26 protein-coding genes, 1 tRNA gene and 1 pseudogene are annotated in these 26,455 nt (G+C 47.6%); 7 read left to right on the top strand and 21 right to left on the bottom strand.

The genetic code is table 11. The features are described 5' to 3' along the window. Nucleotides 1–278 precede the first annotated feature (278 nt). Nucleotides 279–370 (top strand) — tRNA-Ser (locus P0G09_RS10960). An 88-nt stretch (nucleotides 371–458) separates the two neighbouring features. On the opposite strand, the gene P0G09_RS10955 is transcribed toward P0G09_RS10960, so the two are convergent. The 9 genes and pseudogenes from P0G09_RS10955 to P0G09_RS10915 form a co-directional block, all read right to left on the bottom strand. Then, the gene (locus P0G09_RS10955) at nucleotides 459–1,634 is read right to left on the bottom strand and encodes a site-specific integrase (protein WP_217210803.1); all 1,176 of its coding nucleotides are present in this window, start codon (nucleotides 1,632–1,634) and stop codon (nucleotides 459–461) included. Nucleotides 1,635–1,727: 93 nt separating this feature from the next. Continuing rightward, the gene (locus tag P0G09_RS10950; RefSeq protein ID WP_097791223.1) at nucleotides 1,728–1,925 is read right to left on the bottom strand and encodes a helix-turn-helix domain-containing protein; all 198 of its coding nucleotides are present in this window, start codon (nucleotides 1,923–1,925) and stop codon (nucleotides 1,728–1,730) included. A gap of 247 nt (nucleotides 1,926–2,172) precedes the next feature. Further along, complete coding sequence (locus tag P0G09_RS10945) at nucleotides 2,173–2,982, bottom strand: DUF6551 family protein (protein WP_097784817.1); 810 nt, start codon at nucleotides 2,980–2,982, stop codon at nucleotides 2,173–2,175. Next, on the bottom strand, nucleotides 2,973–3,647 hold the full coding sequence (locus tag P0G09_RS10940) for a type II toxin-antitoxin system PemK/MazF family toxin (RefSeq protein ID WP_217210802.1): 675 nt from the start codon (nucleotides 3,645–3,647) through the stop codon (nucleotides 2,973–2,975). The genes P0G09_RS10945 and P0G09_RS10940 overlap by 10 nt, the downstream gene beginning before the upstream one ends. Nucleotides 3,648–3,734: 87 nt before the next feature. Then, complete coding sequence (locus P0G09_RS10935; RefSeq protein ID WP_217210801.1) at nucleotides 3,735–3,962, bottom strand: hypothetical protein; 228 nt, start codon at nucleotides 3,960–3,962, stop codon at nucleotides 3,735–3,737. A gap of 402 nt (nucleotides 3,963–4,364) precedes the next feature. After that, nucleotides 4,365–4,835, bottom strand: coding sequence for a sigma factor-like helix-turn-helix DNA-binding protein (locus P0G09_RS10930; protein WP_097791182.1), 471 nt, complete (start codon nucleotides 4,833–4,835; stop codon nucleotides 4,365–4,367). Between the two features lie 532 nt (nucleotides 4,836–5,367). Further along, a complete protein-coding gene (locus P0G09_RS10925) occupies nucleotides 5,368–6,075 on the bottom strand; it encodes an ImmA/IrrE family metallo-endopeptidase (protein ID WP_097776432.1) in 708 nt (235 codons plus the stop codon). Beyond that, on the bottom strand, nucleotides 6,075–6,356 hold the full coding sequence (locus tag P0G09_RS10920) for a hypothetical protein (protein WP_015565736.1): 282 nt from the start codon (nucleotides 6,354–6,356) through the stop codon (nucleotides 6,075–6,077). Before P0G09_RS10920 ends, P0G09_RS10925 begins: the two co-directional genes overlap by 1 nt. Before the next feature lie 43 nt (nucleotides 6,357–6,399). After that, a pseudogene (locus P0G09_RS10915) lies at nucleotides 6,400–6,696 on the bottom strand (DNA polymerase IV); the annotation flags it as partial. 201 nt (nucleotides 6,697–6,897) lie between these two features. On the opposite strand from P0G09_RS10915, the gene P0G09_RS10910 reads away from it, so the two are divergent. Next, nucleotides 6,898–7,314 carry a helix-turn-helix transcriptional regulator gene (locus P0G09_RS10910; RefSeq protein WP_015565734.1) on the top strand — a complete coding sequence of 139 codons (417 nt, stop codon included), beginning with the start codon at nucleotides 6,898–6,900 and terminating at the stop codon, nucleotides 7,312–7,314. A 48-nt stretch (nucleotides 7,315–7,362) separates the two neighbouring features. Further along, a complete protein-coding gene (locus P0G09_RS10905; RefSeq protein WP_002576373.1) occupies nucleotides 7,363–7,872 on the top strand; it encodes an ImmA/IrrE family metallo-endopeptidase in 510 nt (169 codons plus the stop codon). Between the two features lie 73 nt (nucleotides 7,873–7,945). On the opposite strand, the gene P0G09_RS10900 is transcribed toward P0G09_RS10905, so the two are convergent. After that, a complete protein-coding gene (locus P0G09_RS10900; protein WP_015565732.1) occupies nucleotides 7,946–8,377 on the bottom strand; it encodes a hypothetical protein in 432 nt (143 codons plus the stop codon). Further along, a complete protein-coding gene (locus tag P0G09_RS10895; protein ID WP_097791181.1) occupies nucleotides 8,346–8,774 on the bottom strand; it encodes an MmcQ/YjbR family DNA-binding protein in 429 nt (142 codons plus the stop codon). Before P0G09_RS10895 ends, P0G09_RS10900 begins: the two co-directional genes overlap by 32 nt. A 512-nt stretch (nucleotides 8,775–9,286) precedes the next feature. Between P0G09_RS10895 and P0G09_RS10890 the strand changes: the two genes are divergently transcribed. Continuing rightward, on the top strand, nucleotides 9,287–9,526 hold the full coding sequence (locus P0G09_RS10890; protein ID WP_217210793.1) for a hypothetical protein: 240 nt from the start codon (nucleotides 9,287–9,289) through the stop codon (nucleotides 9,524–9,526). 48 nt (nucleotides 9,527–9,574) lie between these two features. Beyond that, nucleotides 9,575–9,727 (top strand): hypothetical protein, encoded by a 153-nt coding sequence (locus P0G09_RS10885; RefSeq protein WP_217210791.1) that lies wholly within the window; start codon nucleotides 9,575–9,577, stop codon nucleotides 9,725–9,727. A gap of 403 nt (nucleotides 9,728–10,130) precedes the next feature. Here the strand turns inward: P0G09_RS10885 and P0G09_RS10880 are convergent, their stop codons facing one another. The 5 genes from P0G09_RS10880 to P0G09_RS10860 form a co-directional block, all read right to left on the bottom strand. Further along, nucleotides 10,131–11,381, bottom strand: coding sequence for an MFS transporter (locus P0G09_RS10880; protein WP_097791177.1), 1,251 nt, complete (start codon nucleotides 11,379–11,381; stop codon nucleotides 10,131–10,133). Nucleotides 11,382–11,386: 5 nt separating this feature from the next. Then, on the bottom strand, nucleotides 11,387–12,595 hold the full coding sequence (locus tag P0G09_RS10875) for an alpha/beta hydrolase (RefSeq protein ID WP_178498953.1): 1,209 nt from the start codon (nucleotides 12,593–12,595) through the stop codon (nucleotides 11,387–11,389). Beyond that, on the bottom strand, nucleotides 12,582–14,576 hold the full coding sequence (locus P0G09_RS10870; protein ID WP_154277715.1) for a radical SAM protein: 1,995 nt from the start codon (nucleotides 14,574–14,576) through the stop codon (nucleotides 12,582–12,584). Before P0G09_RS10870 ends, P0G09_RS10875 begins: the two co-directional genes overlap by 14 nt. A gap of 7 nt (nucleotides 14,577–14,583) precedes the next feature. Continuing rightward, a complete protein-coding gene (locus tag P0G09_RS10865) occupies nucleotides 14,584–15,660 on the bottom strand; it encodes a radical SAM protein (RefSeq protein WP_154277714.1) in 1,077 nt (358 codons plus the stop codon). 99 nt (nucleotides 15,661–15,759) lie between these two features. After that, the gene (locus P0G09_RS10860; RefSeq protein WP_154277713.1) at nucleotides 15,760–15,921 is read right to left on the bottom strand and encodes a hypothetical protein; all 162 of its coding nucleotides are present in this window, start codon (nucleotides 15,919–15,921) and stop codon (nucleotides 15,760–15,762) included. A 470-nt stretch (nucleotides 15,922–16,391) separates the two neighbouring features. Here P0G09_RS10860 and P0G09_RS10855 point away from each other — a divergent pair, with 470 nt between their 5' ends. Beyond that, nucleotides 16,392–16,535, top strand: coding sequence for a hypothetical protein (locus P0G09_RS10855; RefSeq protein WP_227621868.1), 144 nt, complete (start codon nucleotides 16,392–16,394; stop codon nucleotides 16,533–16,535). Between the two features lie 424 nt (nucleotides 16,536–16,959). Here the strand turns inward: P0G09_RS10855 and P0G09_RS10850 are convergent, their stop codons facing one another. From P0G09_RS10850 to P0G09_RS10830, 5 genes are all read right to left on the bottom strand, one after another. Beyond that, nucleotides 16,960–18,345 carry a relaxase/mobilization nuclease domain-containing protein gene (locus P0G09_RS10850; protein WP_217210960.1) on the bottom strand — a complete coding sequence of 462 codons (1,386 nt, stop codon included), beginning with the start codon at nucleotides 18,343–18,345 and terminating at the stop codon, nucleotides 16,960–16,962. Nucleotides 18,346–18,398: 53 nt separating this feature from the next. Further along, on the bottom strand, nucleotides 18,399–18,674 hold the full coding sequence (locus tag P0G09_RS10845) for a hypothetical protein (RefSeq protein WP_217210789.1): 276 nt from the start codon (nucleotides 18,672–18,674) through the stop codon (nucleotides 18,399–18,401). Between the two features lie 105 nt (nucleotides 18,675–18,779). Continuing rightward, nucleotides 18,780–19,112 carry a plasmid mobilization relaxosome protein MobC gene (gene mobC / locus P0G09_RS10840; RefSeq protein WP_217210787.1) on the bottom strand — a complete coding sequence of 111 codons (333 nt, stop codon included), beginning with the start codon at nucleotides 19,110–19,112 and terminating at the stop codon, nucleotides 18,780–18,782. Further along, complete coding sequence (locus P0G09_RS10835; RefSeq protein ID WP_256276027.1) at nucleotides 19,109–24,877, bottom strand: DEAD/DEAH box helicase family protein; 5,769 nt, start codon at nucleotides 24,875–24,877, stop codon at nucleotides 19,109–19,111. The genes mobC and P0G09_RS10835 overlap by 4 nt, the downstream gene beginning before the upstream one ends. A gap of 374 nt (nucleotides 24,878–25,251) precedes the next feature. Then, nucleotides 25,252–25,608 carry a TnpV protein gene (locus P0G09_RS10830; protein WP_256276028.1) on the bottom strand — a complete coding sequence of 119 codons (357 nt, stop codon included), beginning with the start codon at nucleotides 25,606–25,608 and terminating at the stop codon, nucleotides 25,252–25,254. Between the two features lie 160 nt (nucleotides 25,609–25,768). Between P0G09_RS10830 and P0G09_RS10825 the strand changes: the two genes are divergently transcribed. Beyond that, the gene (locus tag P0G09_RS10825) at nucleotides 25,769–26,452 is read left to right on the top strand and encodes a hypothetical protein (protein ID WP_217210623.1); all 684 of its coding nucleotides are present in this window, start codon (nucleotides 25,769–25,771) and stop codon (nucleotides 26,450–26,452) included. Nucleotides 26,453–26,455 lie beyond the last annotated feature (3 nt).

Raw genomic sequence — 26,455 nt, 5'->3', positions numbered from 1 at the left:
GAGTGAACGATTTTCGGTCGTTCTCTCCTGAAATTCTCTCCAAAGTTTTCCCAGAATGCACGGAGCATTCTAAAAATTTAATATCTGGAGCATTACTCAAGTGGTCGTAAGAGGTCGCACTCGAAATCCAACTGGCTTTTTGGAAGTGGATTTCCGGTTTTGCTAGGTTTCATGCGGTTTTTCCGACTTCGAGAGTGAACGATTTTCGGTCGTTCTCTCCTGAAATTCTCTCCAAAGTTTTCCCAGAATGCACGGAGCATTCTAAAAATTTAATATCTGGAGCATTACTCAAGTGGTCGTAAGAGGTCGCACTCGAAATGCGATAGGCCGGGAGACCGGTGCCAGGGTTCGACTCCCTGATGCTCCGCCAAATCGAATGGACAGATGAATTTTATTCGTCTGTCCATTCTTTTTTGCCGGAACATCGCCCGTCCACCCTGTCTTGTGGGCGTATGGCATCATGCTGACGCATTGCCATAGCCCAGCCCCTCCAGCATCGCCTGTGCAGACGAGAGCTTGGAAGCGTAATCGAGGTGGGCGTAAATATTGGCGGTGGTGGAGAAGTCGCTGTGACCCAGCCATTCCTGAATCTGCTTCATGGGAACGCCGTTTGCCAGAAGAAGGCTGGCGCAGCTATGACGCAGGTCATGAAAGCGGATAGGACGCAGACCGTTTTTCTCCAACAGCTTCGGGAACTGCTCGGAAACGTAGTTGGGGCGGATGATGTTCCCGATCTCGTCCACACACAGATAGCCCAGATAATCCCGGTTGTAGCTTTTACCGCACAGGCGGCGGTAGGTTTCCTGCTGACCTTTCAGCATCAGCAGGCGGTCACGGATGGGCGGCACAAGAGGCAGCGTCCGCAGGCTGGACTTCGTTTTTGCACGGTCTGCCTGTACCAGAACCTTTTTGCCGTCGATGGATGCCTGCGTAACGATGCGCTTGATCTCCAGAGTGTTTTCCTCAAAGTCGATCGCATCCCACTTCAGCCCCAGCACCTCGCTGCGGCGCAGGCCGTAGAAGGATGCCAGCAGAACCGGGATCTCCAGCTTGGTGCCCTCTGCGACCTCCGTCAAAGCATGGATCTCTTCGGCACTGTAATAGCTGCCCTTGAACGCATTCTTCTTCGGACGCTCGACCTTATCTGCCGGATTGGTGGGGATCAGGTCGATCTTGACCGCATACTTCAATGCCTTGTGGATGTTTGCATGGTAATGGATCACCGAATTTGCCTTGACCCGTTCAAGCTGTTTGGTATAGAAATCCTGCAAATCGGTGGCTTTCAGGTCTACCAGCTTGATGCCGCGCTTGCGGAAATAGGGAGCGATGATGCGCTCCACCATTCCTTGATAGCTGGCATAGGTCGTGATTTGGACAGAGCTTTTCGTGACTTCCAGCCATTTCAGCATGAAGTCCGAAAAGAGAATGTCATCGTCCAAGCGGATCTCCGCAGGTGCGGTGGGAACCATGAAGTTCCTCCGACGTTCCAGCAAAAGAGCTTCGGCTTTCTTCTTGTTCCTCTTGACGGACAGACCGGTGGCTTCCCACTTGGTCTTTCGCTTTCCGTCTGCGTCCTTGTAACTCAGAACGATGTAGTAGAAGTCGTTTTTTTCTTGCAGATGCCCTGCTACCATAATGTTTCCTCCTGTCTTTGCATCCACCTGAATATGTAACTTCTGCCGCTGACACCATCAGTGTACCCAACGGCAGGAGAGAATGCAAGGATGTCACGCCCGGATGGTGTGACCGGGTGCGAATCCGATAAGATAAGTCAAAAGATGTGCCTTGGGGATGCGGTAGGAGCGTCCGACCTTCAAATGCTGGATGCTCCCCTTTTTCAAAAGCGCATACCCGGTTTTTGTGCTGACGCTCAATATCTCGCACATCTGGTCGATGTTCAGCACATCCGGGTAATCCCGGAGCATCACACGGTACGCATCACGGGGATTCAAAGTTTCTTCGCCCAAACAGATCCCCCCTTTCTATAATGGAGTGTACCGCTCCGTCTTGCGGTCAGGCTCTTCCTGAATCAAAGTGCAGGCTGCGATCTCGCTCATTCCTGCCCTCTCCTCTCTAGTTCAATATGTCAATTATTCAAAAGAAAATACTATATGTAAAGAGCAAATGGCCTTTTTCGGGTACCATCGCCCTTGCCAAAGGAGATATTTGAGCTTAGAACTTCATCGGCAGTGCGTCTTTCCTGCACTTGCCGTTGTAGGTGGTGTAGATGGGATAAACGTACCGCCGCCAACCCGGGAGCTTGGCGGGGTTATCCCGGCTGATGCGGTAGAGCTCCATGGGGTGGACGCCGCCCAGCGCACGGACAAGCCGCTCCGCGCTGTACTGCCCGTGGTACAGCTGCACAAAGTACATCACGCCCCGCAGGACAGCCGCCCGGAAGGAATCCGGTCTGCCCTCCCACGCCGCCACGATGTGCCGCAGGGCTTCGCAGTAGATCTCTTCGCCCAGCTGGTCGTACAGCTTCAGCGCCGTGCCCACGCAGCTGATGCGGTAGTCGCTCAGCTGCATACTGTCGTAGTTGAGGGACAGCCCCACCCGGTTGGTGGCTGCAACAAACGCCTTGGAGGGCGCATCGCCGCCCACCACCTTGGCGCGCAGCTTGATGCCCGCCGACAGGGGTGCAGAGTGACCGTTCTGCTCCGCAAAGAGCAGGGCTTCCTGCTCCATCGTCAGACCGGTGTAGACCTTGCAGAGGATCGGGCGGTCCTCGCCGCCGTTGAGGAGGATGCAGCCCTCGATGGTGTGCTGACCGTCCATTACATAGTACCTGCCGTTGCGGAAGCTGACCTTCGGCTCGTTAACGATGTACTCGTTGAAATCCCTTGCAATCAGCTCCACCCGCTTGCGCTCCACGCCCCGCTGGTAAATCTCGCGGGGGTAGATCAGCTTGCTGCTGTGGATGACCGAAAGCTGGTACGGCGGGTTGATGCCAATGAAAGTATTATTGTCGTTCAGGCGCATCTCATTTCCTCCTTGATCCTCCAAATGTACTTCTCAGCTTCTTCTAAGATCTCAGTCACCTGCTGCTTACGCTTCGGGCTGGTGAGCAGGCTGGGATTGAAGGTGAAGCTGTATTCCAACCGCTGGATCATGGCATGAACCGCGGATTGCAACTCGGTGTACAGCATCATTTCCTCGATGCTTCCGGCGTTCTCAAAGGACGACCGGATGGGCGTATAGGGGTAGACAGGCGGTTTGCCATCCACCACCTCAGGCGGCGCATAAACCGCCGTAGAGCGCCGGATAGGCTCTATCTGCTGGATGCTGCCCATAGGGTTCAGCGCAAGGCTGATGCGAACTGCATCATCGACCCGGCGCATCTCCTCCGGGGTCAGATGCCCCAGATACTTCAGTGCCCGGCTTTTGTCGATGGTGAAGATCTGCTCTGCCTGCACAACAGACGGCATATTCAACCCTGCGTTTTCCAACAGGCAGTGGGTCGGCTGATTTACTTTCTTTTCCGCCTTGCTTGTCATGGTCGCAACGATCAGGGTTGGAGAGTGGTAATTGCCCACGTCATTCTGAAGAATGACCGACGGGCGGTCACCGTGCTGTTCCGAGCCGGTGCTCGCCCCGAAATGGGTGAAGAAGATGTCTCCGCGTTGGAATTTCCAGTTTTGCTGCAAAATTGTACCTCCATGTTGTTATGTGCAAAGCCCGCTGCCGGATGTTCCACAGCGGGCTTCGTTCAAGGTATGGTGGTATGGTTGGGGTCAGCGGTGCATGACCACATAATCATAGCCGCGCCTCATCTGGCAGACGGTGCAGGTGTCCATGCTTCGGTCAGCGCTGGGTACAAGCGCGATCTTGAAAGCCTTTGCATCCACAAAGTGCCGCAGACAGGTGCCGCAGAGGGTGCGGATGGACTTGATCATCTCAGGGGTCAGCTCCATCTCCTCGTAGATTTCCTGCTCGCGCACCGTGGGGTTCAACTCGTCCATAAAAGTGTCCTCCTATGTATCAAAAGTGGATATTCGGGCAAAGAATAAATAAGAATACGTAAAAAACGGGAACTGCCGGATGCACAGAACGTACCCGGCAGCTCCCGGATCAATATGATTAAAGGTCTCGCATATTCGCCCTCGGCCCCCTGCGAGTGGGGCATGAACATCTGGCAGCGGACTTGTACCGCTTCATTGGCATTTCAGCCACCCCGTCTGCTTTGTGACCGGGCCGCGAATTACGGAAGTATCATTATCGGAGTACCAGATGACGGAACTATTCAGTTTTCAAGGTGCGCGAGATCGGACGCTTTGCCCTGCGGTGAGTGCCGCTTGGGAAATTGTCCCTTCACTTACGAGCCATCGAGAAGGGGCAAATTGTTACCTGAAAAAGAAAATAGTTCAAAAGTTCTTCAAAAACATAGTCATTCGCTCGATTCGCTTATGAATCGTAATCCTTTTGGATTCCAAGGCACTTGCAATCTCGGACTCGGTGTACCCGGCATAGACATAGAGCGTAAGGATTTTGAGATCAAGTTCCGATAAGCTTTCAAGAGCAGCCAGCAACCGCTCATTCTCGATTTCGCCGATCCATCCAAAGCGGCTCTTGGTTTCGTGGTAGGTATCTGTTACCGTGATCGCAGCCTCATATTGCTTAAGATCTGCTGCTTTCCTTGCGTCAACGTCATCTTCGCCATCACAGACTGCCACCGTGCTGGCATCATAGGCGCGTTCACTGTTCAGGACGCCCAAATCAAACTCATACATCGCCTGAATTGCCTCTTCGCTCATTCCGGCTTCGCGGTACTGCACACGGAGTTGCTCCCACTTTGCGTTCAGCTTGCGACGTTCATTACCATTATTGAAACTCATGTGTAACCTCCAAATTTTCGATAAAGCGTAAAAAGTCGAAAATTTGGAAGGCTACGGATATTTCGCCGCTTGGGGCATCCACGAAAAACGGACAAACATAAAGCCTGCTCCTTTTTGCGGGAGCAGGCTTCCTGAAGGCTAAAAAATAGCCGGACAACCAACTAACAGAGCGGTTCTAAAAGCAGAATCACTCTATCAGCTGTTGCCCGGCTATTTGGTGCACGTTTCATACATTGCCTTGCGGCAATGGCCCGTTGCTCGGTGACGAACAGTCCATATTCAGGGTGCAATGCACCCGATTTTTGAAATTGTGTTTTGTCTAAAAAGTCAGCGCCTGCGGTAGGCTAAGTCAACGGTTGCTACGTTGCCGCACTTGAGGCACTTTATGCTGATAGAGCCTGAACAGCTCTCAGTTTTTTGGTAGAGCTTGTGTCCGCAAACCGGACAAAACCTCCAGCCAATGCTGAATTGTGCCTGCTGTATATTGTTCAGCGGTTTACTCTTAAAAGAGCGATTATTTGACCAAGTCATATTATTCTCCAAATCGAATGACGTCTAATGGGTGGCAGTGGATGGGTTTGCCGTTGATGATCTGCATCTGCTGTAATCTGATCCTAATCGCAGACCACGATACTCCCATCCGTGCAGCCATCTCCAAAATTTTTTCATAGTTCGGGTCCGATGCGGATTTGTACAGGATTCCGTTTGGCAGGCACAGCGCTGCACGTTTTATTTCGGCGTTGACCAGAAATGTTGGCATCAGCAGCTCCGCTGCAAGGGTGTTCGCCTGCCATTCTTCCCATGAGGGCTGTCCGTTTCGTTCCCGATAGGCAATGTGCCCACGGCACTTGACTGCTTTTCCGTAGTCGTTCGGAAACTGGTCAGCCAGAATATGGTGTGCCGCTTCATGCGCTATCGTGAAATTCCGGCATCCGGTGCAGCTGTCTGCCGCAAGGGCGGAATCGATTACGACGTCCTTCGGCATGAACACCTCTACAAGCTTTGTTCCGTCCCCCAAGGTTACGGTAAAACCGCATTTCTGGAAAACAGTCAGTCCTAGGACACTGCCATCGCTGCATAACGGCAGCATTTTCACATTCAGCCCAAGAACAGAACTTGCGAGCCGTTCCGGGTCAATGGGTTCTGGGGCATCCTTGCTAATTCCGAAAAAGTTATAGTACTGCTCGATATACCTGCCCGCTATGTGCGAAAGGTCTGTGCGGGATAAGTATTTTGCCATTACGAAGCACAGCTTTCCGGCACGGAACAGTAGGCTTCCACGAACCACTTGCCCTGTTCAAGCCAAAGATTCCGCTTCTGACCGCAAATCAGGCAGGTGAAGCAGTGACCTTTTCCGCCTAGGCGTGATGTCCCGTGTTTGACTGCCAAGACACGATCAATTCCATAAGTGTGAGCCTTGTCATAGTTTATGGCAAGAGGGCGGATCTTGCCATCAGGAGTAAAACGAACGTCCACTTCGACGTATCTTTTCTCACGGCGAAGGGTGTAATCACCACACATCAGAACCCCTCCTTTTACAGGTTTGTCAGAACACAGTGTGCATTACTTGCGAATCATATCGATCGTATATCTCACGAGCCAGCTTTGAAAACTTCATATATTGCTCATAGTGCGGCTCCACGATCACAAGATCCTGGCACTTCTGCTTTGCCTGCCAGATTGCCTCTCCCGTGGAAACGCCAAACGCCTTTGCTGCATAGTTCTTCGCAAGTACGATACCATGCCGTTCCTCCACAGAACCACACACTGCCACCGGCTTGTTCTTCAGTTCCGGGTTCAGCATACACTCAACAGAGGCATAGAAATTGTTCATATCACAGTGAAGAATCACTCTCTGCATCCCGTATTCCTCCTCTCCGTTTGTGAAAACATGAACAACTTTTCACGAACGCATTGACACACAGCATTTCTTGTGATACTATAATTACACGAATTGTATTTCATGCTTTCATCGTCATTATAGCAAGCACGGTTTTTCATGTCAATAGATTTTTAAGAAAAAGCGTTCGTGTTTGTCATCAAAAAAGAAAGAGGTATTCCTATGGTCTTCAAAGAAAGGTTGAAAGAAAAAAGAACAGAAGCCAATTTAACTCAGGTAGAACTTGCAGAGAAGGCCGGTGTAACCGCCCGCACAATTCAGAATTATGAACTTGGCAGCCGCAAGCCATCCAATATGGTTACGATGCAGAAGATTGCGGATGCGCTGAATACTACTACTGAGTACCTGCTGGGCAGCAGCGGCACCTATGTCGTAGAAGCTCACGAAAAAGGCGGCGCAAAAGCAGCGAAAGATATTGAAGAGCTGGTCAGTGAAGTGACCGGTATGTTCGCTGGCGGCGAATTAAGCGAAGATGCCATCGAAGGAGCTTATAAAGCTCTGACCGATGCCTACTGGATTGCCAAAGAGAACAATAAAAAATACGCCCCGAAAACGAGGCGTAAAAAATCCGATCAGTGATATTTATCGTACACACTTTTCGCTATACTGTAAACTGGAGGTGGTATGATGAATGCGGAACAGCTTTCACGGGTCGGTGAGAAACTGGTAAAACGTTGCGGTTCCAGAGACCCTTTTGAAATTGCAAGGCAGCTTGGTATCAATGTCATGCTTTGCGAAAATTTTGGTTCCCTGAAGGGAATGTACCGGGTGATTAAGCGAAATCGCTTTATTTTCCTGAATAACAGTCTGGATGAAAATATGCTGCGCATTGTGTGCGCACATGAATTAGGGCATGACCAGCTTCACCGGAATATGGCGAAAACCACCCCGATTCATGAGTTCATGCTCTACGATATGAAATCCAAACCAGAATATGAAGCCAACATCGTAGCAGCAGAAATCCTGATGGACAGCGATGAAGTCCTTCGCTACATCTATGAGTATGGATACACAGCTGAGCAGATCGCCAGTGCGATGTCCACCGACATCAATCTGGTTGCGCTGAAGGTGGCGCACCTGGCCACACTTGGATATAATCTGCACGCGCTGGAACATAAAAGCAACTTTTTGAAATAATGTACCTTCGAGGAGCCTGGACTGGCTCCTCTCTTTTTTGTTGCAAATTGTGCAGATGACGTCTGCACAATTATCAGCCTAACATCTGCATATGATAGAGATTCACTTTTTCCTCGAACGGCAGTCCCGGATCAATGCCGACTTCTTCCCACATCACACCGAACGGTGCGCCGCCATCTGTGTATCCAGCGATAAAGGCAAAACGATCATCGCAGTCCTCATACAGTTCTGCCAGACGTTCCCTCTCTTTCGCTTCCCGCTCCATTCTCCGCTGCCGAAGCCGCTGCTCTTCAGCCTGTTTTATCTGGTCGAGCTGTTCCTGTGTATAATTGACCCCCAGCTCCTGCAAATCTTTAGCGGCAGTCACAGCATCCACATGAAAGCGTTCCCGGTAATGCTTGTTCATCTTTTTCGGTGAACCGGTATAGGTGAGCAGCCACTGCTTGCCTTTTCGGAGGCGTGCTTCCTTTCGCTCAGCCTTCGTCAATTTCTTTTTCTTTGCCATTTGCGGAATCTCCCGGATTTTTTCCTGATGACTTTAAGTTGCGCTTTTTCGGTGCTGTCAGCTCATAGCTCAAAGAAAGCAGATCTTTGATAGCATCATCCAGTTCCGGCTTGCCAAGCTGAATACTGAGCCATTTTTCCTTGTTCATGTGATAGGCCAGAAAATAGCCTTTCTGCCCGCGAAGAGAGCCAATCAGTAGCAGATCGCTTTTCACATTAAGGACATCAACGATGCCTGCCTCCGGCAGTCCCAACTTATCAGCTGATACTTCCAGAACTACACCATACCATTTATTATTGTCGTTGTGCCGCAACACAGCATTCCAGTCATGCCTGGGATATTCCGGCTCTGTGCCGTACTGCTGGTGTATCCATGTAAATAATTCTTGTCGCGTCATTCCACATTGCAAGTGAAGTCAATCTATGTTGTACTTCCCACTGCATCCTCCATTTCCACAGAATTCGCAGCCATAAAAGCACGGTACGACGAGCAACAGGCAAAACATAATGCACATGAGTATATGTACCCTGTGCGAAAAATCATCTGTAAGGGCTGCGGAAAAACGTTTTATACAATTGTCAAATCGAAAAAATATTGTGACTACTACACGTGCGGAAAACTTGGCAACTGGAAACGCCAGCGACAGAAGCGGCTTGCACAGCGCACCGGCCTTGTTTGCAGGTGTTGTGGCAAAACATTTACGCCTAAACGCAAAGATGCTGTCTATTGTAGTAATGCCTGCCGTCAGAAATCCTACCGCCAGAGCGTTACGGATAAATCATGCGATCAAAAAAGACACATGGTAGAGCCGTAACGAAATTTCAAAACGATTCTGCTTAGCAGCAAACGGACATTCTGTCCATTTACCACAACCGTAACGATAGCACCACGACTGCCGATGTTATCATTTTGGAGACATCGTATCTTGAAGCTGCCAAGCCTGAGCTTGAAAAATACGATGTTTTGACAAAGCAAATCAAGGCTGCTATCAAAACGCGGAAAGAGTTACAGGCCGAGAAAAAGGCAACGCCAATTCTTAATGTTTTGAAGCATCGTGAGCTGACCAGCCGCATCGAGGATTTGACGGAACAGCTCGAAGATTTGCGCTCGGAGCGGGCAATAATCCTCATGTATCTTGACTGTGAATAAAGTAGGGATACCGCCGAAGTCAAGAAAAGGTGTACTGCCGCAGAGACGATGCTTGAAAAGCTCGAAGTCAGCGAGGCAAAGTATTCTTATGCGCTGGATGATGCAAAAAACGCTTTTGCCGACTTACAGGAACAGGCAAAAGATTTGGACGCAGGAGAGTTATATGAAGCAAGGCTGGCTATTCGCAACGAGAAAGAATAGAACGCTGTTCAGCAACTGCAAAAGGCGTATGGAGAACAGTTTACTCCTGCTACAATGCTTCATGGCAGGCGTGATGTTGAAAAAGTTCTCAATGAAAGAGCCGAACCGCCGCAGTCTGTTCAGGAAGAAAAACGCAATCGTCAAGCAATGGCTGAAGATCCGCCGAGGCAAATACCCAAACGCAATGAAATAGAGTTATGAACCACAAACAGGCCGAGTATACGTTGATTTCGTTCTCGGCCGGCTTTCTTTTATATTTGATGTTTACAAGTGCAAACATCGCAAACAGACAAAAGATTTTGAATCCCCTAAGACTATAGCATAGCGAAAAGAACATACAAAAAATTGAAGCATATTAATAACAATTCTTACAACATTGATAAAACAATTTGATGCGGAAAAGTTAAAGTTTTCTGAAATTTGTATTTGCTGCAACACAGCAAGTTATTAAAACGCACAAAACCCCCGCTCCACAAAAAACGAGACGGTATTCAAGTGCTTGAGTGCCGACTACATTAATAATAAGTCCAAGATTTGATTGCAACAGCTTCGGTAAAACAATGTCAACAAGCGGGCCTACGACAACGTATGACAAAGGAACAAAACACCTTGCAATCATGGAACGCGATGCAAACACACGCCCCTGAAGAATCCGTGGTGTTTCCTGCATCCACAATGTGCCGGCAACCGTATTCAAAATTGGCGTAACAAATGAAAAGGAAAATCTTCCGATTGCAACAATGCAAGTAATATGTGTGAACCCCATAAGTTGCAAAGCTATGCCAGCAACCAAGCCACCAATAACGATCGTTTTATAAGTAAAATGTATTTTCTTTGAAAATGTAACAACCAAACTTCCGCATAAAATCCCGAATCCACCACAAGCCTTAATAATGCCTAGGTCAAATGTATTCCCAAGTGTCAAGCCGAAAGGCTCTATTAATGAGGTTGCGAGATTAAACGTAAAGTTTAAAATAGTAAAGTAAATCAAAAGTACACGTAAACTTCCTTGAGAAAAAATAAATTTGAATCCAAGCAAAATTTCTCTTTTTGTATTTCGTTTCTTCTGATTTTCGTTGTCCATTGAAAACTTGCTTGAATCTATCGTAACAAGAATTACTAAAGAAACAAGATAGCTTATTAAATCAATTATTATAATCCCATTTAGTCCAATTAATGGATAGAGCATTCCGGCAACAATCGGGGAAGCAATACTATCCAATGAATCAATAATCTGACTCATGCCGTTAGCAGTTTTTACTTCATCAGGAGAAACCAAAGTTGTAATTGATGCTTGATATGCATTATTATCAAAGAAATTTGCACAAGAATCAAGAAAGGTAAAAACACAAAGAACAAAATAATTGAATTCATAATAACTGACGCAAATATAGATAAACACACTTATCAAAGCGGCAATGGAGTCGGCGCAAATAATGATAGCCTTACGATTGTATTTGTCACATAAATAACCACTGAAAGGTGCTAAAAATATCGCTGGTAATATAGAGAAAAGGAGAATCAAAACCATTGGGGTCGCTTTTCCTGTGACCGTGTAAACCCAGACACTTACCCCAAATGACGTTAATCCTGTCCCCAAAATGGAAATCAATCTTGCAAACCAAACTTTCCTATAAGACGAATTGATATTCATAACTATTATGCCCTTCCGCCATCAAATGGGATGTGCTTCATCACAATCTCAAATATAAAATCACAAATGCATTTAATACATTCGGAATCAATTGAACCAGTTTCATTACGAAAGGAATGATCAATGCTAAAGACTTCCTTATGAATTATATCACTTTCAGTAGAACTAATTGAATCGAAAAAAAACAGATGTTGTTTAAAGTCGATTGCGCAATCTCGACTTCCTATAAGCAAAAGTAATGGCAAAGAGATGCTTTTGCATCCACTTAAGAAATCAATTTCAGACAGCTCATGGTAATAATTTGTATCATGCCCTGCAAATAGTCCATGTTCAACATATGTACTATACTGAGGATTTTGCTTCACGATATCATTAATGGAGTGCTTTCCATCAAGAACAATTTCAATAAAGGAATCAAATGTCCGCGCATTATACATTATTTTGTCTTTTGGTATTCCCCTTAATATATCTTGCCGAATTTTATTTTTGACAAAGTAATCCTTCGGGCCAAAAATCATTGTATCAAAAATAATTGCAGCCAATACGCTCTCTCTATTTCGATTAACTAAAGACGGAACCATTAGAGCACCAATGCTGTATCCAAAAAGAATCAGTTTTTTCCCAGAGGCAACAACATGATGCATGGCAGCGTCGTATAAGTCAATTATGTCGTTGAAACCATATTTACCACATTTATATCCGTCACTATCACCGTTCCCAAATAGTTCGACCCTTACCGTAGGAATCCCAAAATTGCTCAAGCTATACATTAAATCTCGATACGTGTTTTTACTCAATAATGGAGTATCAATTGTTGAGCAATCAATGCCTTGCAATAAAAAAAGGACAAAATCATTATCGTTAGGTTTTGTAATCAGAAGTTCTATAAACAAATTTTTGTATATAAATGAATCATATTCAATGTCAAAAAGACTTGAAGATTCACGAGGATATTCGTATAAGATGCAATTATGTGAGATGTACTTTTCGTTTCTAACCACAGTAATATCCAGCGAATCCCCCGCATGGTACTTTTTTATTATTGCTTCCAATTGATACATCGATTCTATCGGTTCGTTTTGGATAGAATAAATTGTATCTTCTTGCTTGAAGAAAGAGGCATTCAAATAAACCTCCTTTACTTTTACATTTTGTTTTTCAGCTTTGAATGTGCATCCCAAAAAGCCGCGTCTGTGATGGTTAATTGTCTTCATGTATGACTATTACACCTTCATTAATAAAATAGCGAAAAATCTCTACACTAAAATCCTGAATGTCAAAATCCGATTTTTTGAAATAATGATTTTTCTCAAAAAATTCAGACATTTCATCCGAAAGCGTATAAAACGAGTTTTTCGATGCATCAACGAGATAGTTAAACACTCTGTCAGATATTTCGCCGGTACCCAGAATGAATTTACCATGAAAAATATTACAAGATGGATTCATTGAATAAAGTGCATCTTCTACAATGTCACATGGTTCATTATCGTTTCTCCGCAATGGCAGAAACAAAAGATGATTCCTGGATAACAACTCATAGTCAAAGTATCTTTTCAGATTTTTATCTCTGTATACATAGTCAGTTATATCATGGGCCTGTAATGGAGTTATTCCATTGGAAACACTATAATTATCATATAGGCACAATTCTCCGTTTCGATGAATTATCTTTACTCCAAACAAATTTGCATCTTGATATACAGGAATGTTTTTAAGCAACACAAAAGTACCCATTGCAATATGTTGGATTGAGTCACTATATTTTTGCAATAATTCTATGGTTTCAATTGCATCCGCATAAGTTTCGCCAGGAAACCCAAAAAAGAACATTGGCATAGTTTTGATTTTAAGCTCTCTGCAATAATCAAAAATCTGTGATATGCGTTCTTTGTTTGTCCCTTTTTGCATTTTGCCTAGGATTTTGTCACTGCCCGATTCGAGGCCAAAAAACATCAAAGAGCAACCGCCCTTTTTAATTTCACTCAAATATGAATAATTGAGAAAAGAATCAAAACGGAATTCGGAGTACCAATGAAACGACAATCCGCTTTCATATATTCTCTTTGCGATAATTTTTCCAATCCAAGCTGTCATGGCTTCATCGACAAAATAAAAATTTTCTACACCATAAATTTTATAAAGCCTGTACAAATCATCAAAAACATAATTACCTAAATCGATATCATTTTGTGCGTATCTTTTTACACATATATCTTTGTAAGATTGATATCCACAAAAGCTGCACTTTCCCCAATAACAGCCAATTGACATGGCGTATGGTAATATATTATGAGGAACGAGATATCTTTGCAATGAATAATCAGAAAAGTCCGGCAGAGCCCTTTTGATTTGTGGAAGGGGAAGATTGTTATGGATGAATGAATGCCCATTACTACGCATACACCCAGGAATATAATCTAGGGTGTCGTATTCTATTATATTATTCCATGGATACTCACCGGCATAAATTATCAATGCATCAGAATATTCAGCAAAGATATTTAATGCGCTTATTTTATTTGCATATGCTGGAAACAGCGAACCGCCAAAAATTATTTTCACACGAGAAAAGGCTTTCTTTATTAATGCTGCCAAAGTAATTGCAGGGATAATTTGACCAGAATAATTTACAGATATTCCAACATATTGTGTATCGTCTTGAATAATTAAAGGCAATATACTATGATAAAATTCAATCAGCGGGTTCTGCTCGCGATAGTTAATATATGACTTTATAGCATCGGAACAATCTTCACCTTTCTGAAATAATATTACAGCAGAAGAAATCGATGTAGGATAAAATCTTGATCCAAACAACTTCAGTGAACGTTCGATGATGGATGAATAAATTTCATATTTTGAATATTTGTAATAGGTTTCTTCCTTTTTTAAAGCAGAAATCGCTTCATCTATATGCGAACATAAGTACTCTCCATTTAGTAAGCACTCGAGAAGCAATTGTCTATAGCTATCAGTCAATTCTTCGCCAGAAAAGAACAAACGATTTTCATCATATTGAATGCTGCGCCTCAATTGTTTGGTATTTACTGCATAGTAAAAAAACTCCAAATTAAGATCATAACACTTAACGTTTATTATTCCATGTTCCTTCAAATACCCTTTAATTGAAGAAATGCCCAATGGCGGCATACAGTAATCCGCCATTGGGAGTGAAACCAATGAAGCCTTCATACTTTAATCACCATCTTTGCTCCATAATATGCATACAATAATTGTTATTATTAATGTGGCCTGATGTATTGTATGCTAATGATGTGCATCCTCCTCTGCATATGTTGGCATATACACATTTTGAACAATATCCGCCAAGACTTTCCGAATTAAAGTTCCTATTATAATTAAAGCTTTTTTTATCTGTCCAGATATCCTTTAAAGAACGTTCTCGTATATTCCCCTCAATAAAACGTTCGTTTTGAAGCGACAAGCATCCTTTTACGTCACCATTTGATTCTATTGCAACCGCTTTACATCCGGCCATGCATCCTAAATATACTCTTTCACCATTTGTACTTGAGTTGTTTCTCATAATCAATTCATCCTGAGAGCAATAACCGATAGAGTCAGCAATTGTAAGTTGTATTTGGTTTCGTTGTTTGGCCTCAAGAATAAACTTTTTGACATCAAGAAGTTGATTCGGCTCAATTACAAACTCCATATGCTCACTTAGCTTGCCCATTGGTATACCAAGTTGCAGCTGCCAGAACGACACCCCTTTTGTTGATATTGTTTTTTCGATTTCTGGCAGAAGCGGAAGATTTCCTTTCATAATTGTTGTAATTATGTTGACTTGCACGCCTTCTTTTTTCAATGATGCTATGGCTTTTAGTACATTTTTAAATGCCATTTGACTTCCCCTTAACTCGTTATGGTATGTTTCTGGCCCATCCAAGCTTAAAGCCACTAAAGCTATTCCACATTTTTTAATTTTATGCGCCATTTCATCATCAATAATCATCCCATTCGATATCATTGAAACATAAAAATTGCGGTCGCTTGCATATTTTGCCACCTCTTCCCAATTTTCATATAGTAGAGGCTCACCTCCGACAAGACCTATTCGTTTTCCTCCCAAGCCTTTTAAATCATCAATTGCGGAATAAAATTCTGTAAGACTTAGTGGTTCACCTTTCCTGCTCTTTTTATATGCATTCAAACTCGAGCCGCAGTGTTTGCAATTTAGATTGCATTTAAAGCACAATTCAATTAATGCACTTTCTGGAACATATTTAAATTTATCTACAATTGGTTCGTACATTTTTCCCTCCTGTATGAACGACTTTCATTATATAAAAACAGAGGCATCTTACAACAGCAAGATGCCTCCTTTCTTGTATATTACTAGTCACCTATACAACTAATTCTCGTCCGCCTTGTTCGCCTCATTCGCTTCTTGATCACCAGCACCATAAACCATTATGTCTATTTTTTCGTATTTGGGGCCCTTAAAAGAACCTTTTTTCAAATCGGTTTCAACTTCGCGGTAAATTTCATCAAGACTCTTTTTATTGTTTTCCATAGCAAGCCCTCCTTCTGATCTCTCCTGCATCGTAACAGACTCTTTTTGTGTGTAAATAAAGTCAACATATTCTCTCGCTGACCATTCACCCTCTATATCATATCATGCTATCAACAATCTGTCCATTGGCATTTAATACACTTGTCATTTGACGACCTTGTGCATATTGTACAAGGTTTTGCGGGAGCCGTGATTGATATTTGCATTGAGCAGCAGTTGCATACAAGGTCTCTATGTTCGCGCATCGAATTTTTCAAATTTCCAATTGTTATCGACTCAGGGACTGTTAATTTTAGTTATATGTTGTATTATGTAACCTTTGCAAATCAAATTATCTGTACCTTTTCATTAGTATTGAAATCTCCCTTAGTAAAATTTGCAAGATTGTTGTCAGTCTATCTATAGCAGTCCGATCAAATAAAGTTACAACTTGACAAAAGGTGTAAGATTGAGTCAAAGAGGCGATTCAAATGTTGCACAATGAAGCAAGAAAACTTCTGATTCAGGCATTGGAAAAAACACACAATGCAAGAGAAGTCGCTGAAAACTTCTCTGTCAATCGAGGCACGGTACAACTCTCCTTTCAGGGCAGTTTCGCTTCTTCGCAAAAATAACAGGCGCGTTGTTGACACGGGTAACGGTTGTGCCGACCCAACCAATCAAAACATTGAATCTTTTACGAAGCGAACGGACGGTCTACGCTGTTAGTAATTCCTGAATGGAAACCAAGCAAGCAGTTTTGCCACTTTCAGCCCCAGTTAGTACTTCAATATTACTATGTTTTGGAAATCGGCACAACCATATAACCGTCTTTGATGAAACTATTTTTGTTTCATCGATGACATTGTACCAGCAAGCAGGGCGTTCGTATATACAAACGCCATTTTTGCGTTGCAAAATGCTTGTTGGGATAGTCCCAAACCCTTTGTGTACTGCATCCGCTGGATGCAGGCTGCGCATTTGTGCCAAATGCTCCTATAACGGAAAAGAACACCGAGGACTCTCCCCCAAATGGGAAGAATCCTCGGTGTTTTCTGTTTAGCGGGTCTGCGATTTTTCCTTGGGGTCTTTTTCCTCGGCGAAGAACAGCTCCACATTCTTCTGTGCTTTTTTCAATTCCTGCATTTCATCCCGTGCCTTACGGTAGGCTGGATATGCTGCTTTCTTCTGCGAAAGCAGTGCAGCGTATTCGGCATCCAGTTCTTTTACCTTTGGCAACTTTTTCAAACTCGTTTCGTCAAAAGCGGCTTTTGCAGCCTTGTGCAGTGTAATCTGCTCCCGGTGGGCTTCCAGAAATCTCTTACTGTACCCGGCTTTGCGGTAGGCGTCATAGACCGGGCGTGTCCGGGCATAATTAACGATGTGCGCCCGCAGGACAGCAATCTCTGCCATACGTTGCTCTGCGGCCTTGATGGAATCGCCTAGCTCATGGTATCGTGCAGTCGCTGCATTTACTCGCTCCTGCATTTCTTCGATGCTGCCGATTTTATTTTCCTGCAAAAAAATCAGGGTCTTGGATATCTCTTTCAAATTGTAGCGTTTCGCCCACCGTGCATAGCCTTCGCTTTTGCCCTCGGAGAGCTTTGCCTGAATGTCCACCAACAGGTGGAACGGTTGCTCTTTCGGTGTCTGCTTCTGATGCGGGCGGTGTTCGGCTCCTCCGGCGATGACCGCCTTAATTTCATTTTCGCTGTATCCTGCGCCCAAAGTGCGAAAACGGATGAAGCGTTTCTGCCGTGCGCCTTTGACCGAAGTGTGCTTTCCTCGTTTGATTTCGTAGCCTTGCTGTTCCAGCTTTTGAAGAAAGACCTCGAAATTTGCAGGCTTTTCGTTCAGCAGGATGTTGTCGATTACGGCACACAGCTTGTCACGATTGCTTTCTTTGGGAGGATAAAGGGTGCGCTTCTGCCGCTCCCGGTACGGCTTGATTTCAATGACAGACAGCTGGTGTTCCAGACAAATTAAATCGCTCAACCGCTGCACAGCCAGCCCGGACAACAAAAAATCCCGGAATTTCCGGGTGCTATCCAATGCAGTGGAGTTGTAGATAATGTGATTGTGAATGTGTTCCCGGTCAGTATGCGTTGCCACAATAAACGCATACTTGCCTTTGGTGAAACGCATTGCCAGTTCGTAGCCCACCTTATTGGCTTCCTCGGCGGTGATCTCTCCGGGTTTGAATGATTGCCGAATCTGATAGGCGATCACATCGCTTTTCTGCCTGCGACCGGTGGCAAGTTCGTATTGGCGTTTGGAGAGCATAAATTCTTCATCCACGGTCAGGGGACTGCATTCGTAACTGCTGACCAGTTCGCCCTGCTGTGTCTTGTCCGGGTTCTGGGCGTAATCCGTGCGGCTTTTCAGGCAGGCCGCAACGGATTTCCCCTTGTTTTTGTGTAGTGCAATCAATCTTGTTGCAGCCAGTTTGACCACCTCCCGGCAAAAAGAAAATGCCGCACAGTGGCGGCATAAAAATTTTATAATTCTGCAACCCAGCCACTGAACCATTCCACGGCTTCCACAATGACTATTCCGGCGGTGATGAGCAGGAAGCATCCAAACTCTGCCACCAGTAAAATCAAAAACTGCAGCCACTCCCGGCAGTACAGCGTATAAAGACCGCAGCCGAAGATATACAGCATGGGCAGAGCCAGCACAAACGCTGACAGGTTCAGCGTCCATTTCAGCATCAGCGCAAGGAAAGCAGTAATCAGCCAAAACGGAAAAACGATCATCTTAAAAACGAACCTCATATCAAGCACCTGCCTTTCAACTTTATTATAAAGGCATCTCCACACCCCTTGCAAGGATGTCACCCCTTATGTACCCCCGCAGTCCTCCAACTGCGGGGAAAAATCTTAGAGTTCTGCCAGCCGGGAAAGGATCTGCCGACCAATGTCGATCAGCTCATCCAGCCGTTGCCGCAGATCCTCCATGTCGGCGGCATAGACCCGACCATTTTCATTGGCGGCTCTGGCGTACTGATTCAGGTTGTTGCTGCACATCTGTAAGAGATACGCCATGCGCCGCAGTTGCGGCAGGTCAAGGTTCAGGCAGTAGCCGTCCAGTGCCATTTTACGGATATAGGCACTCAGGCTGCGGATGCCCATGCCCAACATCTTTTCATAAATGCGGTTCTTCTCGGCCTTTGTTGTTCTCAGGATGATGATCTCGTCCCGCTTTTCCCTCACCGGGCATCACCGTCCTTGTCGTAATAACTGCGGAAGGGCTTTACAGGCTCCGGCTTATCCGACTTTTCCTCCAGCGCCGCCAGCACCGAGGGGCGGCGAGGGGCATCCTCGTCTGGCTGTTCCTCCTGCTCCGGGTCATGGCTCTTTTCGTCCACGTCCAACTGAGCATTCAGTTCCGCAAGCCGTGCTGATTTTTCAGCCAGTTCTTCTTCCTGCGGGAAGGGCTTTTCCACCTCAATTTGCGCCGCCGCCTGCTGCTGATGCAAGGTGGCTAGTTCATTCTCAGCAGAGTTAATGCGCTCCGGGAAGTTGTTCAGCGAATTATCCAGACGGATAATGTTGCCCAGCGGGTCGGTGCCCAGTGCTACCGGGTACCTCCGCTGACCCTTCAGAATCGCCTGATATTCACTGCGGAAGGTATCGAACCGCAGAGACAACTCAAAGCCCCGGTAGCTGCCGATCACTTTTTCTTCGGCGTTGGGCAGTTCGGAGCAGGCAAGCACCAGACGCTCACCGGCGGTCTTTTTCTCATCGTAGGCAACGCCCTTGATGACCATGCCGCAAAACTCCTCCTTGCCCTGCGGATGGGCGGCGGCAAGCTGTGCGTCCGCTTTCACCCCAGCAATATAGGCGTTCGTTTCCTGAATGTCTGCCGGAAACTTGGTCAGCAGCTTGTCTTGCAGACGGAACTTCTGGCTCTGGTGGTCGGCTTTCAGCACTTTTAGCTTTGCCACCTGCACATCCAAATCCATCTTCTCCTTGATGAGCGGATTTCCGGCGCACAGTGCCTTGATCTCCGCATAAGAAAGTGCCTGTTCGTCCACATCCTCGCAGGAGCGAACAGGAGATTTGGAGGTCATGATTTGGCTGATGAATCGCTGTTTATTCTCAAGGGTCTGAAACAAGTACGAGTCAAATGTCCCTTCCGTGACGTAGTTGAACACCTTGACTTCCTTATTCATGTTGCCCTGTCGAATGATGCGACCATTGCGCTGAGTCATGTCGCTTGGCTTCCAGCCAACGTCCAAGTGATGCACCGCCACAAGCCGGGATTGCACGTTGGTGCCTGCTCCCATTTTCGCCGTACTTCCGAGCAAAACTCGCACATCGCCGGAGCGCACTTTGGAGAACAATGCCGCCTTTTTTGCTTCGGTATCTGCGTTGTGGATAAACTCGATTTCGTTTTCCGGCACACCGGCAGCAACCAGCTTTTTGCGAATGTCATCGTAGACGTTGAAATTGCCATCGTTCTTTGGTGTTGAGAGGTCACAGAACAAAAGTTGGGTCAGCTTCTGGTCTTTGCCTTCCTCCCAGATCTTCAGCACGTTCTGAACGCATACGTTCAGCTTGCTGTTGGGGTCGTCCGGCAGCATGGGGTTCATCAGGCGAACATCCAAGCCGATCTTACGCCCATCGTTGGTGACGCAGAGCATATTGTCCACGGAGGCATCTACTGCACCGGAGTGGATTTCTGCCGCACGTTTGCTCAATTCCTGCACCATCTCCTTTTGGAGGTCGGACGGCTTTGCCACCACGGTCTCAAACTTCGCCTCCGGCACCGGAAGATGAAGCTGGTCGGATGTTTTAATGTCCGCAACCTCCTTGAACATGGACATCAATTCCGGGAGGTTGAAAAACTTGGCGAACCGGGTGCGGGCACGGTAGCCGGTGCCCTCCGGGGCTAGTTCGATGGCGGTGGTGGTCTCACCAAAGGTAGATGCCCAGCAGTCAAAGTGGGTCAGCTTTTTCTGCTGCAAGGTGCTGTACTGCAAATACCGCATGACCGTGTACAGTTCGGTCATGGAGTTGCTCACGGGCGTGCCCGTGGCGAACACCACGCCCCGCCCGCCGGTGATCTCATCCAGATAGCGGCACTTGCCGAACATATCGCTGGATTTTTGCGCTTCGCTAGTGGATAATCCTGCGACATTCCGCATTTTTGTGGTCAAAAAGAGGTTCTTGTAGAAATGGCTTTCGTCCACAAAAAGCCTGTCAACGCCCAGCTGTTCAAAGGTGATCACATCGTCTTTACGCTCATCGGAGCGCAGTTTTTCCAGCTTGGTTTCCAGCGTTTTCCGGGTCTTTTCCATCTGCTTGATGGAGAAATTCTCGCCTGCATGGGCTTTCAGTTCGTTGATGGCGGCAAGCGTTTCATAAATTTGCTCCTGAATGATGCGCTCCTGCCGCTCAAAGGACAGCGGAATGCGCTCAAACTGGCTATGCCCGATGATGACGGCATCGTAGTCCCCGGTGGCGATGCGGGCGCAGAATTTTTTGCGGTTGGCGGTTTCAAAGTCCTTGCGCCGTGCCACCAAAAGCTTGGCATTGGGGTAGAGGTTCAGGAACTCGCTTGCCCATTGTTCCGTCAGATGGTTGGGCACGACAAAAAGGCTTTTCTGACACAGCCCCAGCCGTTTTGCTTCCATGGCAGATGCCGCCATTTCGTAGGTTTTGCCTGCGCCAACTTCGTGCGCAAGCAGCGTATTACCGCCATAAAGCACATGAGCAATGGCGTTGCGCTGGTGTTCCCGGAGAGTGATCTCCGGGTTCATGCCGACGAAATGGATGTGGGAGCCATCGTATTCACGGGGTCTGGTGCTGTTGAACAGCTCGTTGTACTGCTTCACCAGCGCGATGCGCCGCTGAGGGTCCTGCCAGACCCAGTTGGCGAAAGCATCCTTGATGACCTGTTGCTTCTGCTGCGCCAGCATGGTCTCCCGCTTGTTCAGCACACGTTTCGGCTTGCCCTCGGCATCCTCGATGGTGTCGTAGATGCGGACGTCCTTCAAGTTGAGCGTTTCTTCCAGAATCTTATAGGCGTTGGCACGGGACGTGCCGTAGGTCTCGGAGGAGATAATATCGCCCCGTCCCGTAGCCGTCTTGCCCTCCACACGCCACTCGGCGGTATACGGAGAATATCTCACCTTGACCGCATGGCGCAGATAGTAGGGAATCTGGAAAGTCTCGGTCATAAACTTCTGGATAATGTCCGGGTCGAGCCACGTTGCACCCAGACGCACATCAATTTCAGATGCTTCCAGTTCTCTGGGCTGCGCTTTGGTCAGTGCATCCACGTTGACGGCAAACTCCGGATTGGTTTCGGCGGCGAACTGCGCCATCCGCAGCTTTGCCCGGACATCGCCGGACAGGTACTCGTCTGCCATCTGCCAGCCCGCTTCGGGGTCGGTAGGGTCGGCGCTGGGGTCTTTGAAGATCACGCCCGAAAGTTCGCTGGTAATGCGCCCGTACTCACCGGGAGTGCCCAGCAGTTCTGCCATATAGGGCAAATCCACTTTGCCATGCTCACCAATAGATACTGCCAACGCTTCGCTGGGGGTGTCCACGCTGGTGACGGTGCGCTCCGGGCGAATGGTGCGCTTGGTGAACATCGTTGCCTTGGATTTAAGCCGTCCCTGCTCGTCCAGATTTTCCAGCGAACAGAGCAGATAATAGGAGGAATCCTGCTCAAACAGCCGTCCGTTTTTGCGGTCGTTCAGCAGACCGTATTTTGCGGTAAAAGCATCGTAGGCGGCGTTCAAATGCTCCTGCGTTGCCTTGATGTCCTCGTCCGGGTAGTCATTCAACTGCTGGTCGATCAGGTCATTGACAATCTGCCGCAGTTCCACCATGCCAGTGACACGCCCCTTGGCGGTGTCGGACAGTTCCACCTGTGTCATCACGGAATTTTCCCGGTAGAACACTTCACCGTCCGCCACGGTGTAGGAGAAGTTTTTTACATCTGGGTCAGCCGGGAGAATGTGCTTCTCATTTTCGGCATCCGCAATATCTGGTGTTTCCACCTCAACTTCAGCGTATTGCCCCTCGATGTGCTGTACCGCTTCTGCAAGCTGGTCTGCCAGCACTGCACCCTCAATGGGTGCAACGGTCAGGTCGTGACCGTATTGGGTGCTTTCCAGTTCTAAATTTCCCAGCACCATTTCCGGGTGGTCTACGAAATACTGGTTGATGGCAAAGCCATCTTCTGTTTTGCCCAACTGCACCCAGTCCGGCTCATGGTCAATGGGGCGGTCACGCTTCTGCAAGAAGATGATGTCGCTGACAACATCCGTACCAGCGTTGGCACGGAAAGTGTTGTTGGGCAGACGAATAGCCCCCAGCAAATCGGCTCGTTCTGCCATGTGCTTGCGGGCAGAAGAATCTTTACTGTCCAGAGTGTAACGACTGGTAACAAACGCCACCACGCCGCCCGGACGCACTTGGTCGATGGCTTTCGCAAAGAAATAATTGTGGATGCTAAAACCCAGCTTGTTGTACGCCTTGTCGTTGACCTTGTACTGACCAAAGGGCACGTTGCCCACAGCGAGGTCATAAAAATCACGGCGGTCGGTGGTCTCGAAACCGGCGACAGTAATGTCTGCCTGCGGATACAGTTTTTTCGCAATACGCCCGGTGATGCTGTCCAGTTCCACGCCGTACAGCCGGCTGTCCTGCATATAGTCCGGCAGCATCCCGAAAAAGTTTCCCACGCCCATGCTCGGCTCCAGAATGTTGCCGCTGCGGAAGCCCATGCGCTCCACAGCATCGTAGACGGCATGGATCACGGTGGGGCTAGTGTAGTGGGCGTTCAGGACAGAGCCACGGGCAGCGGCGTATTCGTCCTCGGAGAGCAGCCCTTTCAGTTCGGCGTACTCCTTTGCCCAACTGTCCTTGCCAGGGTCAAAGGCATCTGCCAAACCGCCCCAGCCCACATACTGGGAAAGCACCTGCTGTTCCTCGGCGATGGCACCACGGTGCTCCTGTTCCAGCTTGAACAGGGTACGGATGGCTTCAATGTTCCGCGCGTACTTCTGCTTAGGACCTCCGATACCCAAATCATCATCCGTGATGTGGAAGTTCCCGGCAAGTTCAAGTGTGGATCGTTCCGGTTCAACTGCATCCAGAGCAGGTGATTTTGAGCCAATCGTCTGGATCACAATATCATAAGGCATACGGTTTTCTTCAGCAGGGTATATGGCAACCGTTTTTACAGTATCATCTGGCTGCGTAGTAACCTGTTCATTCTGCCGCAAGCCATCCTCGAATTGTTGCTTGCTGATGACTTCGTTATCCCATGACTGCCCCTGCGCACTGGTGTCGATGCGAACGTCGGTTTCGCCCACATAGCCGATTTTGCCTTCGATGGTTCGTGTGAGAAGGTCTACCACAACATCGTCCCCGACCTTATAATCAACGGCCTTTTCGGGAGCAGCGTCAAGGGCCTCGTCCTGCTGTTCGTACAATTCCCTGACAACAGATAGCGGTTCTTCCCGAAAAATTGGCATCCGCAGGTCGGCCAGTGCCATATCCTGCAAGGAAACCTTGCCCTTATCAAAATCCACTCCGTCAATCCGAAATTTCCGGCCATCCATATTGATGATGGAGCCGATGGGCAGATAGTCCTCTTTGTGCAGATGTTTAGTCTGGTGATGAGTCCCATCTTCGTTCAATCCAGCAAGGTAAACATCGTTGCCCGCAGACCACAATTCTTTTGACTTTCTTGCCCATAAGCTAGGTGGAAAGCCTGTGACCTGAACTTCGCCCAGTGCTGTTTCTCTCGTAAACAAAGCACTGTTGAGAACTTTTGCGACCTTGGCAGCATCTTCTCCATAGAACATAAAATTGCCGCCAGCTTCAAATCCAACCAGAGTATCCGGGTGCTGCGCCTTTAATGCAGTGTATTCAGCTGCACTGGTGGCGTTCAGTTCAAGGGGAAAGTCGATGGCTCTTCTTTCTTTGTCCGACAGGTAGCGGTCAGACTGAATCATCAGGTCAATATATTTTTCGACCCGATCCCAGCGGAGAAGCACTTTCTGATGGTCGGGATAATGCTCAAACGTCAGACCCTTGCTGTCATGGTCAAGCCAACCACTGCTTCCGTCCAGATAGGTGTGCGAACATCCACCGGGACCGTGCGGTGCATATTCTTTGGCAAGCGCTTTTGCCCGGAGTTTTCGGTCAGGCTGTGTCTGATAAATCTCCCAAATCCGAAGCTTGCTGTTTTCAAAGTTAGAACCTCTCCGCAGTGCTTTTTCAATCTCCGCTTGCGACAAAACAAAAGCGGAGGGCGTTTTTTCGCTCTCCGCTTGGTCGATGGATTCAATTTGTTCGGCTTCGGTGGGAATAGCCACATCGAAGAAACTTAGCTGTAAATCAGCTCGTTCATCACCAGTTCCTCGGCCTGTGCTTTCAGGCTGTTCATGTGCTGCACCCACTCCATCTGATGCCGCTCTTTGTTCGGAGCCGGGTTCTGCTTCAGCATTTCCTGCATGGTCTGCTGCATCCGGCTCTCTGCCGTCTGCTCCACTTCCAACAGGTGCGGATGCAGAGTCCCCGACAGGAGCATCGAATTGTACAGCACCGGGCGATGCTTCATCAGGTAAGTCCGGCGCAGTCTGCCGTATTTGCCCAGTGCTTTCTCCTGCTGGGGCAGGGTCAGGTTCGGGAGCTGGTAGTCCCCGACGGTCGAGTAGGTCACGTTCCTGCTGTTCGTATTCATACTGGCTCCTTTCTACATTGCGGCGGCGGATTGTCGTTTTTACGGTTCGTTCGATGTTGCGCAGCACATCCCGGCTGCATTCGCTGACTGCGGTGCCCAGCGCATACACGGCGGCAGGCGTGGAAAAAGAGAAGATGGCCTGAAAATCGTCACGGTCAAAATGACCGTCCGGCTCAAGGCCGCAGCGTTCCAGAACCGTATACAGGATGCTGATTGCGGCGGCAGATTTGAACTGGAACTCCTGTCCGGCTTCATCATAATCTATCAGGAACGAACCGTCAACGATGTCGAGAATGTCGCCGCTGTTGTTGTCCCAATAGGAATCCACCAGCTTGCCCGTCAGGTCAGAAATCTGCTGGCTGAGCCTTTCATGGTAAACGCCGTACTCTCTGGCAATCATTTCCGACACAGGCTGCACCAGATCGGGGCCGAGCTGCCACACCTCCGGGTCACGGGAATTGCGGCGCACCCCGGTATCGCTTACGTCAAAGACGTAGTGCAGCCGAGGGAATCCGCTGGATTCGTCCAGCAGAGCGATGCCCTTAGAGCCACGCCTGACATAGCGGTTCATCCGGTTGTTCCAAACATCATAGTCGGCGCAGGCGGTGGCATCTGGGCGCTGGGCGTAGATCATCAGCTGGTCCGCAAAAGGGTACTTGTACAGCCGGGATGCGGTGGTCAGGTATGCTGTCCAGCTTTCCCAGTACCGGGTCAGACCATTGGCCGTGCGCTGGGCAAGGGCGAGATATTCTTCGGTTTTGCTTGGCATTTTAGCCTCCTTCTTCAGATTTTAGGGTATAAAAAAGCGGGCAACCGTTTTAGGGTTGCCTGCAGGAGTATGTAATAA

The organism is Faecalibacterium sp. DFI.5.82 (assembly GCF_029076575.1).
GTDB classification, from domain to species: Bacteria; Bacillota; Clostridia; order Oscillospirales; family Ruminococcaceae; genus Faecalibacterium; species Faecalibacterium duncaniae.
The sequence above is the reverse complement of the archived record's forward strand: the minus strand, read 5'-3'. Positions and strand labels throughout refer to the sequence as shown.